The following is a 10257-nucleotide window of genomic DNA, read 5'->3' on the forward strand; positions in this document are numbered from 1 at the left end:
TACGGTTCGTGCGAAATTTTGGTCGCAAAGTTATAGCTTGCACAACGGAAAACGGCTGACGTTGAATAAACGCCAGCCGAATTCTTCTTTAATAGCCTAAAGCTAGCAAAGTTTTACTTGAGTTCAACCGTAGCGCCGGCTTCTTCAAGTTCTTTCTTAGCTTTTTCTGCGTCGTCTTTGGAAAGAGCTTCTTTAACAGTTGAAGGCGCGCCGTCAACCAGATCTTTAGCTTCTTTCAGACCCAGACCAGTGATACCGCGAACTACTTTGATCACGTTCACTTTCTTCTCGCCTGCAGACTGCAGAATTACGTCAAATTCGGTTTTTTCTTCAACAGCTGCCGCTTCACCAACAGGTGCTGCTGCTACTGCTACTGCAGCTGCAGCGGAAACGCCGAACTTTTCTTCCATTGCTTCAACAAGCGCAACTACGTCCATTACGCTCATTTCTGCGATTGCATTAAGGATATCGTCTTTTGACAGAGCCATTTCTAAAATCTCCTAAAAGCCAAAAATAAAAAACCGTTATGCCGCTTCTTGCTTCTTGTCGCGAACTGCCGCAACCGCACGAGTCACTTTCGAAGGAATTTCGTTCAGTGTACGTGCAAGCTTGGTGACGGGAGCCTGCATTACGCTCATCAACATCGCCAGTGCCTGATCCCTTGTCGGGAGTTTGGCCAGACGATCAATTTGATCAGCAGCAAGCATCTCACCACCAACAGCAAGAGCCTTGATTTCAAACTTGTCGTTTTCCTTTGCATAATCCTTGAGCAGACGAGCTGCCGCTCCAGGATCTTCCATTGAAAACGCCAAGATTGTGGGGCCAACAAAAGCTTCACGCGCGCACTCATACTCAGTGCCTTCAACAGCACGGCGAGCCAGAGTGTTACGCACAACCCTCAAAGAAACGCTTTCTGCACGAGCTTTTGCGCGCAGTTCAGACATTTTATTTGAGGTTACGCCTCTATAGTCGGCAATCACCAATGACAAGGCCTTACTGGCAGTCTCATTGACTTCAGCGACAATCGCTTTCTTGTCTTCGAGTCTAATTGCCACCGGATTTCTCCTATGTGTACCGGCCAAGCCGGTTAGTCGTACTATGTCTCACTGAGACGTTTACGGCTTTTAAGCAGGAAAACTACTACCAGCCGTCTGCGCAGGAACCTTTAATCTTCCTGGCTTACGCCGGGAAAAGCCTGCGGTCTTGGACAGCCTACGGCTTATGCCGAAAGACTACCAAAATCTTCATATTCATACTGCCAAGCTATTTTGATCAATCAACAGGCCCGGGCCCATTGTTGATGAAATAGTAACCTTCTTGAGGTAAACACCTTTCGCTGAAGAAGGCTTAATCTTTTTCAAATCAGCAATCAACGCTTCCAAGTTCTGTTTAATGTGTTCCGCAGAGAACTCAACATTGCCCAGAGGAGCGTGAATGATGCCGTTTTTATCAGTTCTGTAACGAATCTGGCCTGCTTTAGCATTCTTAACCGCCGATTCAACATCAGCAGTTACGGTGCCCACTTTAGGGTTAGGCATAAGACCGCGAGGGCCTAAAATCTGACCCAGCTGGCCAACAACCCGCATAGCGTCTGGAGTTGCGATAACAACGTCAAAATCCAGGTTGCCTTTCTTAACTTCTTCAGCCAAGTCGTCCATACCTACGATATCTGCGCCGGCTGCTTTTGCTTTATCGGCATTTGCGCCCTGAGTGAACACCGCAACGCGAACAGTTTTTCCCGTCCCGTTTGGCAATACAGTAGAGCTGCGGACCACTTGGTCCGATTTACGAGCATCTACACCAAGGTTCACAGAAACATCAATAGATTCTTTAAATTTCACAGAGCCGGACAACTCAGCTAGAAGAGTCACAGCCTCTTCTACACTGTACGCCTTACCAGCTTGTACTTTTTCACGCATCGCCTTTTGGCGCTTAGTCAACTTAGCCACGTTTTACTCCTCTACGTTCAGACCCATGCTTCTAGCTGTGCCAGCGATAGTTCGAACAGCAGCGTCGAGGCTACCCGCAGACAAGTCAGGCATTTTAACATTCGCAATTTCTTCTAACTGCGCACGATTCACTGTACCTACCTTTTCTGTATTCGGACGACCAGAGCCGCTCTTAATACCAGCAGCTTTCTTAAGCAGCACTGAAGCAGGTGGAGTTTTTGTAATAAACGTGAAACTACGGTCACTGTATACGGTAATTACAACCGGAGTCGGCAAACCAGGCTCAAGATTTTGCGTCTTGGCGTTGAATGCCTTACAGAATTCCATGATATTCACACCATGCTGCCCCAATGCAGGACCAACAGGTGGACTAGGGTTAGCCTGACCGGCTTTTACTTGCAACTTAATATAGGCATTAACTTTCTTAGCCATTTTTCCTCCTAATGGGTGTAACGCACTTAGTGCTCCCCGAACAGACACAAAAAGCTCGCCCCACCTAAGGCGAAGCGAGCAGTCGTCATGCAATCATTAATCTTTTTCGACCTGACTAAACTCCAAGTCGACTGGCGTTGAACGACCAAAAATGAGAACCGCCACCTTCACTCGACTCTTTTCGTAGTCGACTTCCTCAACGACACCATTAAAGTCGGCAAAAGGACCATCAATAACACGAACAACTTCACCGGCTTCAAACAACGTCTTCGGCTTGGGCTTATCAGCGCCACTTTCAACTCGACGAAGAATTGCTTCAGCTTCTTTATCGCTTATTGGCGCCGGTTTATCAGGAGTACCACCTATAAAGCCCAGCACACGAGACGTGGACTTAACCAAATGCCAAGTGTCGTCATTCATTTCCATTTGGACAAGCACATAGCCCGGGTAGAATTTGCGCTCACTTTTACGCTTCTTCCCTTCTCTCATCTCCACAACTTCTTCGGTAGGAACCAAGATCTCACCAAACTGATCTTCCATCCCTTTAAGCACTATACGCTCCTTAAGGGAGCGCATAACATGCTTCTCGAAGCCGGAATAGGCTTGAACAACAAACCATCGCTTAGACAAAGGCCTTCTCCTACCCTATTAAGCCTGACACGAGCCAGCTGATCAGGGAATCAATGACCCATAGCAACAACGCCACAACAAGGACAAAAACAACTACTATCAGGGTTGTCTGAGTCAACTCGGGCCTGGTTGGCCAAACCACTTTCCTTATCTCCATACGAGCTTCTTTAAGCAAAACCAGAAAGGACTTACCTTTCTCAGTCTGCACTGCCACAAAACCCGCAACCAGAGCCAAAGCTACCAGAGCAAGCACACGATAAAGAAGCGACTGATCAGCGTAAAAGGAGTTACCAACAACCCCTACGGCAACCAAAGCAACAACAAGCAGCCACTTCAGCTTATCGAAAGCTCCAGAACTTTTCTCTACGTTTGAAGACATAACCACCCAAACCCAAAATTTAAGGTGGCAGGCCAGGAGGGAATCGAACCCCCAACCTGCGGTTTTGGAGACCGCCGCTCTGCCAATTGAGCTACTGGCCTACCTTAAAAAAGGTTACTCGAAAATTTTAGCAACAACGCCAGCGCCAACTGTACGGCCGCCTTCACGAATTGCGAAGCGCAAACCTTCTTCCATCGCGATTGGAGCGATCAGACTGACTTTCATTTTTACGTTGTCGCCAGGCATAACCATCTCGACGCCTTCTGGCAGTTCACACGCACCAGTCACATCCGTTGTACGGAAGTAGAACTGAGGACGGTAGCCTTTGAAGAAAGGAGTATGACGTCCACCTTCGTCTTTGCTCAGAACGTATACTTCTGACTCAAACACAGTGTGCGGAGTAATAGTTCCTGGCTTGGCCAGTACCTGACCACGCTCTACGTCATCACGCTTAGTGCCGCGCAACAACACACCAACGTTCTCACCTGCACGACCTTCGTCCAGCAGCTTACGGAACATCTCAACGCCAGTACAGGTAGTCTTAGTAGTATCTTTGATACCAACAATCTCAACTTCCTCACCAACCCTGACGATGCCGCGCTCTACACGACCAGTTACAACTGTGCCGCGACCAGAGATAGAGAATACGTCTTCGATCGGCATCAGGAACGGCTTGTCAATTGCACGCTCAGGCTCTGGGATGTATGCATCCAGAGTTTCCACCAGCTTCTTAACAGCGCTGGTGCCCATACCGTTATCGTCTTTACCTTCCAACGCCAACAGCGCAGAACCAACGATAATTGGAGTATCGTCACCGGGGAATTCGTATTGGCTCAACAGGTCGCGAACTTCCATCTCAACCAGTTCCAACAACTCTTCGTCGTCAACCATGTCCGCTTTGTTCAGGAACACAACGATGTATGGAACACCAACCTGACGCGCCAGCAGGATGTGCTCACGAGTCTGAGGCATAGGGCCGTCAGCCGCGGAACATACCAGAATAGCGCCATCCATCTGCGCCGCACCAGTGATCATGTTTTTCACATAGTCAGCGTGCCCAGGGCAGTCAACGTGCGCATAGTGACGAATGGGAGATTCGTACTCAACGTGAGAAGTCGCGATAGTGATACCACGCGCCTTTTCTTCTGGAGCATTATCGATACCGTCAAACGCTACCGCCTGACCACCCCAAACTTCAGAACACACGCGGGTCAAGGCCGCTGTCAAAGTAGTCTTACCGTGGTCAACGTGACCAATGGTGCCTACGTTTACGTGAGGCTTACTACGCTCAAACTTTTCTTTTGCCATTTGACCATCCCCTAAAGAAATGCAGCAGCCGAGACTTCAGTGAATTAATTAGTGGAGCTCATGACCGGAATTGAACCGGTGACCTCATCCTTACCAAGGATGTGCTCTACCGACTGAGCTACATGAGCAAAACCAATACCACAAAGCGTGGAGCGGGCAGCGGGAATCGAACCCGCGTCATCAGCTTGGAAGGCTGAGGTAATAGCCACTATACGATGCCCGCGCTTGAATAAGTGGTGGAGGGGGCTGGATTCGAACCAGCGAAGCTTGCGCGTCAGATTTACAGTCTGATCCCTTTGGCCACTCGGGAACCCCTCCCAGAACAGGCTCACCCACCACAAAGTGAAACCCTAAAAAAAATGGAGCTGGTGGACGGAATCGAACCCCCGACCTGCTGATTACAAGTCAGCTGCTCTACCAACTGAGCTACACCAGCTCTACATCTCGCCTGTTTCGCGAGGCCGCTATATTAGGGAAGTTCCACACCCGATGCAACACTTTTACAAAAAATTTGTCTTTTATTTGTCTTTACGTTTTTTTCATCTAAAACTTTATCTACTCTCGCCATAGTTTGAAGGTTAACCTCATCCTTTGTGGCCACCCAATACTCGAGCCTCCCCTTTGGAACTTCTTTAATCTTAGCGTCATAACCTTCGCTAATTCTTTGCTTAAGCAAGCGATTCGCCGAGTCTACATTTTTGAATAAGCCCAAAGAAATACCATTTCGCAACTCCCCCTGACTAATCAGGTAGCTATCAATCTTCCTCACCTGAAGTTCCCGCAGCTTTATTATCGCCGTCTTACGACTTTCCATTGGCTCCAAATAGACCCAATACTCAGGCGCTAGACTGATGTCCTTTGGAAATGCAACCGACTCCACACTCCTTTTTGCCAAAGCCATTCTCAAGCCCTGAGCAAGAGCATCCTCCTCAAAAGGCCCCATCAAAAGGCAAAGCTTCTCGCCTTTCGAGACAGGAGTTTCGGGAGCCTTTTCTACGCCAGGCTCAACAACTACCTTTTCTTCCCTCACATCCACTTCACTAAGTAAAGTTAAGAGGTTAGCGCCAGTTTCAGATAAAGCCGCCCTATTACGAACTTCTTCCAACCCTTCTCGTTTTTGCAGTTCGAGCCATTGAACAGCGAAAACAAGCCCATTCAACATAAGCAGAGAAATAAAGATCCAGCGCACAGGTTCAACCCCAATCAGTTTACAGGAACGCCATTACCGACAATTCGCAACCCATCCAAAACCAGCTCTTCTATGTAGACATAAGCCCGGTCATCCCCTAATAAAGCACTCACACCTCCGCCAGTGCAGACAACTCGGCTTTCGGCAAACTTGCGGGTCACACTTAGAACAAAAGCTTTCTGCATTGAAAACACCCCCCTCTCAATACATTCCCTGGTGGAACCGCCCGGAGCAATCTCAGAGTCAACGCCATAACTCCCTTTAAGCGCCGCAGTACTCACATTCAAAGCATTCAACATTAGCGCAGCCCCAGGAGCAATATACCCCCCTTTATGCACCCCAAATCTATCGACATAGTCCACCGTAACCGCGGTGCCACAATCAACAACACACAAATCCTCGGGGTACTTATTGTAGGCTGCAACCAAAGCCAACCATCGATCAACTCCTAAGGTCGCATAATCCGTATAAGCATTAACTAATCGGCCATATGACGGAGCCGTTTTCGCCCAGAATACATTTGCAATATTTTTGAGAACCTCTCGCAGAGTGTCATTAACCTCTTTCGAGGCAACACTACTAACTAGAGCCCTATCAACTCCCTCGGTAGGAATATTCCATTTTCCCGAGGTCGGGCCGTAGCCAATACTCCCACGAGCGAGGACTCTCCCCGATTCAATCAGACGCCATTTAAGCCCTGAGTTGCCCGCATCAAAATCAAGCTCCCTCATGAAACAGGCCTAACTGTAATCTCTCCCCCAACAAGGGATCTGAGCCGCCCATCCTCCCCGCGAACAAGCGCATAGCCGTCATTGGAAACACCCAAATATTCCCCACTCCAACACTCATTTCCGCTAAAAACCAACACCTTTCGCCCTTTTAGCAAATCATACTTATCCCACAATCCTTTCAAACCAAGAAAGCCCTCAGATTTATATGATTCAAGACAAACCAAAACAGAATCAATCAGAGCTACGCATAGTTGATTCCGATCCACTTTTACCTCACATGCATCAGACAATGCCGTCCAAGGCTGATCAATATCCCTACCCGCCTCAGGTTGCATAAGTACATTAACCCCCAAGCCAATGACCACATGCACAGGCCCTTCCTGCTCGCCCTGCACCTCCAACAATAGCCCCGCCAGCTTTCTCTCTGAATACCAAATATCATTTGGCCACTTTAGAGAGACTTCTATGTCGCATACAGTATTTATAGCGTCAGCAACGGCAGCCCCAATCGCAAGACTCAAACCATTTAGAACTGAAAATCCACCTGACAACCTAACAGCTACACTCATATATATATTTTGAGCAAACGGACTAACCCAAACCCTACCTCTTCTTCCCTTCCCTGTTGTTTGCCTCTCAGCAAGGAGAACGTCATATAGACCTACGGGCAAATCCCGACTACTTTCAAGAAGCTCTACGTTAGTGGAACCCACAGAATGCGCCACGTTAAACTCACGCAACTTGCCTTTCCAACGCTCCTTCAAATCATCACGCAGTCGCGACTTATCAAGTAGGCACAAAGGGCATTCAAGCCGATACCCCTTCCCTTTAATTGTCTCGACCTTTAGCCCATAAGCCGCCAACTGCGACACATGCTTCCACACCGCAGTTCGCGTAACCCCCAGAAGCTCACCCAGCTCAACACCAGAGTGAAACTCTCCATCAGAAAGAATTTCGACTAATTTGTCGTTCATACACAAAGCCCTTGCTCACTTCCTTTAAAAAGGGAAGCTTTCGATTATGACAAAGTTCCCACTAGCCCAAAACCACTAAATCATGAAGACATCCCAAGCACTACGCTCACGGAGTGCGCGCATGACTCCACCCTCACCGCTTAACGGCGATTGAACCGATAAATCAACAAGTTGGCCTCAAGACCTATGTCGCAGGCGTCGTCATCAACAGACAACGCCCAAAAACCTCGACCGGGGTCACTTTTCTCACCCTGGAAGATGAGACGGGCTCAATCAATATCATTGTCTGGAAAAGAACTGCGATGGCGCAGATGGACGCTCTCGTCAAGGCGCGGCTGCTGATGGTGTACGGGGAGATCGACAAGGATGACGAAGGGAGGATCGCGCACGTCATCGCCCACCGGTTGATAGACCTGACGTAACATCTTGAGGGTCTGGAGTCGCCCTCGCGGGACTTTCACTGAGCCTGGGGATTTGGGGGAGAGTCATGGCGCAGGGCCGCGCGGGATGCCGTTTGCACATTATGCCTTGCGATAAATTTCAGGCATAAAAAAACCCGCCACGAGGACGGGTTCTTCGTATTAAGAGCCTGACGACGACCTACTCTTGCATGGGTAATCCACACTACCATCGGCGCTGGACTGTTTCACTTCTGAGTTCGGAATGGGATCAGGTGGTTCCAGTCCGCTATGATCATCAGGCAAAACCGTTAAGCTTTGTCTTAGTCTAGCTTGTCTAGTTGGCGCTTGGTCAGAAGACCTTTAACTTGGATAAGCAGTTATACTCAATCAATACCGGTAAATTACTTCGGTGTTATATGGTCAAGCCTCTCGGGCAATTAGTACTGGTTAGCTCAACGCCTCGCAGCGCTTACACACCCAGCCTATCAACCTCGTGGTCTACAAGGGCCCTTTAGGAGGATCAAGTCCTCAGGGAGATCTTATCTTGAAGGGGGCTTCCCGCTTAGATGCTTTCAGCGGTTATCCCGTCCGAACATAGCTACCGGGCAATGCGATTGGCATCACAACCCGAACACCAGCGGTTCGTTCACTCCGGTCCTCTCGTACTAGGAGCAACTCTCCTCAAATCTCCAACGTCCACGGCAGATAGGGACCGAACTGTCTCACGACGTTCTAAACCCAGCTCGCGTACCACTTTAAATGGCGAACAGCCATACCCTTGGGACCGGCTTCAGCCCCAGGATGTGATGAGCCGACATCGAGGTGCCAAACACCGCCGTCGATGTGAACTCTTGGGCGGTATCAGCCTGTTATCCCCGGAGTACCTTTTATCCGTTGAGCGATGGCCCTTCCATACAGAACCACCGGATCACTAAGACCTACTTTCGTACCTGCTCGACGTGTTTGTCTCGCAGTTAAGCGCGCTTTTGCCTTTACACTAACCGTACGATGTCCGACCGTACTTAGCGCACCTTCGTGCTCCTCCGTTACTCTTTTGGAGGAGACCGCCCCAGTCAAACTACCCACCACACAGTGTCCTCGACCGGGATTACCAGTCAGAGTTAGAACCTCAAACATGCCAGGGTGGTATTTCAAGGATGGCTCCACGAGAACTGGCGTCCTCGCTTCAAAGCCTCCCACCTATCCTACACAAGCAGGTTCAAAGTCCACTGTGAAGCTATAGTAAAGGTTCACGGGGTCTTTCCGTCTAGCCGCGGATACACTGCATCTTCACAGCGATTTCAATTTCACTGAGTCTCGGGTGGAGACAGCGCCCCCATCGTTACGCCATTCGTGCAGGTCGGAACTTACCCGACAAGGAATTTCGCTACCTTAGGACCGTTATAGTTACGGCCGCCGTTTACCGGGGCTTCGATCAAGAGCTTCGCTTACGCTAACCCCATCAATTAACCTTCCGGCACCGGGCAGGCGTCACACCCTATACGTCCACTTTCGTGTTTGCAGAGTGCTGTGTTTTTAATAAACAGTCGCAGGGGCCTGGTATCTTCGACCGCCTTCCGCTCCAGCCGCAGGGCCTTCACGTAATGACGGCGTGCCTTCTCCCGAAGTTACGGCACCATTTTGCCTAGTTCCTTCACCCGAGTTCTCTCAAGCGCCTTGGTATTCTCTACCTGACCACCTGTGTCGGTTTGGGGTACGGTTTTGTATTGCCTGAAGCTTAGAGGCTTTTCCTGGAAGCTGGGCATCAATCACTTCGCTCTCTTAAAGAGAGCTCGTCATCACCCCTCAGCATTGTGTGTCCGGATTTGCCTAAACACACTGCCTACAGGCTTAAACCTGGACTACCAATCCCAGGCTGACCTAGCCTTCTCCGTCCCCCCATCGCAGCAATACAAAGTATCGGAATTTTAACCGATTTCCCATCGACTACACCTTTCGGTCTCGCCTTAGGGGCCGACTCACCCTGCGCCGATTAGCGTTGCGCAGGAACCCTTGGTCTTCCGGCGTGCGGGTTTTTCACCCGCATTATCGTTACTCATGTCAGCATTCGCACTTCTGATACCTCCAGCATGCCTCTCGACACACCTTCATCAGCTTACAGAACGCTCCCCTACCACTCATCCATTGGATGAATCCGCAGCTTCGGCGCCATGTTTGAGCCCCGTTACATCTTCCGCGCAGGCCGACTCGACTAGTGAGCTATTACGCTTTCTTTAAAGGGTGGCTGCTTCTAAGCCAACCTC

At 49.5% G+C, this 10257-nt stretch carries 11 protein-coding genes, 5 tRNA genes and 2 rRNA genes (1 of these 18 running past the window's edge); 1 reads left to right on the plus strand and 17 read right to left on the minus strand.

From position 1 onward, the window contains the following. Positions 1-113: 113 nt before the first annotated feature. From rplL to EUZ85_RS29525, 15 genes are all read right to left on the minus strand, one after another. The gene (gene rplL, locus EUZ85_RS29455; protein WP_127973666.1) at positions 114-488 is read right to left on the minus strand and encodes a 50S ribosomal protein L7/L12; all 375 of its coding nucleotides are present in this window, start codon (positions 486-488) and stop codon (positions 114-116) included. A 36-nt stretch (positions 489-524) separates the two neighbouring features. Then, entirely contained in the window at positions 525-1055 is a 531-nt protein-coding gene (gene rplJ / locus EUZ85_RS29460) for a 50S ribosomal protein L10 (RefSeq protein WP_127973667.1), read from the minus strand. A 195-nt stretch (positions 1056-1250) separates the two neighbouring features. After that, complete coding sequence (gene rplA / locus EUZ85_RS29465; RefSeq protein ID WP_127973668.1) at positions 1251-1949, minus strand: 50S ribosomal protein L1; 699 nt, start codon at positions 1947-1949, stop codon at positions 1251-1253. A 3-nt stretch (positions 1950-1952) separates the two neighbouring features. Then, a complete protein-coding gene (gene rplK / locus EUZ85_RS29470; RefSeq protein ID WP_127973669.1) occupies positions 1953-2381 on the minus strand; it encodes a 50S ribosomal protein L11 in 429 nt (142 codons plus the stop codon). A 96-nt stretch (positions 2382-2477) separates the two neighbouring features. Beyond that, positions 2478-3011, minus strand: coding sequence for a transcription termination/antitermination protein NusG (nusG, locus tag EUZ85_RS29475; RefSeq protein ID WP_127973670.1), 534 nt, complete (start codon positions 3009-3011; stop codon positions 2478-2480). 10 nt (positions 3012-3021) lie between these two features. Continuing rightward, a complete protein-coding gene (secE, locus tag EUZ85_RS29480; protein ID WP_127973671.1) occupies positions 3022-3390 on the minus strand; it encodes a preprotein translocase subunit SecE in 369 nt (122 codons plus the stop codon). Positions 3391-3415: 25 nt separating this feature from the next. Beyond that, positions 3416-3491 (minus strand) — tRNA-Trp (locus EUZ85_RS29485). Positions 3492-3504: 13 nt separating this feature from the next. Continuing rightward, positions 3505-4698, minus strand: coding sequence for an elongation factor Tu (gene tuf / locus EUZ85_RS29490; RefSeq protein WP_011399922.1), 1194 nt, complete (start codon positions 4696-4698; stop codon positions 3505-3507). A 52-nt stretch (positions 4699-4750) separates the two neighbouring features. Further along, positions 4751-4826: transfer RNA gene (locus EUZ85_RS29495), tRNA-Thr, on the minus strand. Positions 4827-4846: 20 nt separating this feature from the next. After that, positions 4847-4921, minus strand: a tRNA-Gly gene (locus tag EUZ85_RS29500). Positions 4922-4932: 11 nt separating this feature from the next. Then, a tRNA-Tyr gene (locus EUZ85_RS29505) sits at positions 4933-5016 on the minus strand. A 42-nt stretch (positions 5017-5058) separates the two neighbouring features. Then, positions 5059-5134, minus strand: a tRNA-Thr gene (locus EUZ85_RS29510). A 33-nt stretch (positions 5135-5167) separates the two neighbouring features. Continuing rightward, positions 5168-5887 carry a hypothetical protein gene (locus tag EUZ85_RS29515; RefSeq protein WP_127973672.1) on the minus strand — a complete coding sequence of 240 codons (720 nt, stop codon included), beginning with the start codon at positions 5885-5887 and terminating at the stop codon, positions 5168-5170. 14 nt (positions 5888-5901) lie between these two features. Further along, positions 5902-6618 (minus strand): type III pantothenate kinase, encoded by a 717-nt coding sequence (locus EUZ85_RS29520; RefSeq protein ID WP_127973673.1) that lies wholly within the window; start codon positions 6616-6618, stop codon positions 5902-5904. Continuing rightward, positions 6615-7592: a biotin--[acetyl-CoA-carboxylase] ligase gene (locus EUZ85_RS29525; RefSeq protein ID WP_127973674.1), complete on the minus strand. Its 978-nt coding sequence runs from the start codon at positions 7590-7592 to the stop codon at positions 6615-6617. The genes EUZ85_RS29520 and EUZ85_RS29525 overlap by 4 nt, the downstream gene beginning before the upstream one ends. Before the next feature lie 158 nt (positions 7593-7750). On the opposite strand from EUZ85_RS29525, the gene EUZ85_RS29530 reads away from it, so the two are divergent. Beyond that, positions 7751-8014 carry an OB-fold nucleic acid binding domain-containing protein gene (locus EUZ85_RS29530; RefSeq protein WP_255509324.1) on the plus strand — a complete coding sequence of 88 codons (264 nt, stop codon included), beginning with the start codon at positions 7751-7753 and terminating at the stop codon, positions 8012-8014. Between the two features lie 165 nt (positions 8015-8179). Here the strand turns inward: EUZ85_RS29530 and rrf are convergent. Both rrf and EUZ85_RS29540 read right to left on the minus strand, forming a co-directional pair. Then, positions 8180-8293: ribosomal RNA gene (gene rrf / locus EUZ85_RS29535) — 5S ribosomal RNA — on the minus strand. A 116-nt stretch (positions 8294-8409) separates the two neighbouring features. Next, positions 8410-10257: ribosomal RNA gene (locus EUZ85_RS29540) — 23S ribosomal RNA — on the minus strand (it continues 1042 nt past the right edge of the window).

Source organism: Hahella sp. KA22, from assembly GCF_004135205.1.
Lineage (GTDB): Bacteria > Pseudomonadota > Gammaproteobacteria > Pseudomonadales > Oleiphilaceae > Hahella.

Bases quoted from the DNA above. Each gene is read 5' to 3' on its own strand.
- EUZ85_RS29525 (WP_127973674.1), bottom strand. From the start codon at position 7,592: ATGAACGACAAATTAGTCGAAATTCTTTCTGATGGAGAGTTTCACTCT.
- tuf (WP_011399922.1), bottom strand. From the start codon at position 4,698: ATGGCAAAAGAAAAGTTTGAGCGTAGTAAGCCTCACGTAAACGTAGGC.
- EUZ85_RS29520 (WP_127973673.1), bottom strand. From the start codon at position 6,618: ATGAGGGAGCTTGATTTTGATGCGGGCAACTCAGGGCTTAAATGGCGT.
- secE (WP_127973671.1), bottom strand. From the start codon at position 3,390: ATGTCTTCAAACGTAGAGAAAAGTTCTGGAGCTTTCGATAAGCTGAAG.
- rplL (WP_127973666.1), bottom strand. From the start codon at position 488: ATGGCTCTGTCAAAAGACGATATCCTTAATGCAATCGCAGAAATGAGC.
- rplK (WP_127973669.1), bottom strand. From the start codon at position 2,381: ATGGCTAAGAAAGTTAATGCCTATATTAAGTTGCAAGTAAAAGCCGGT.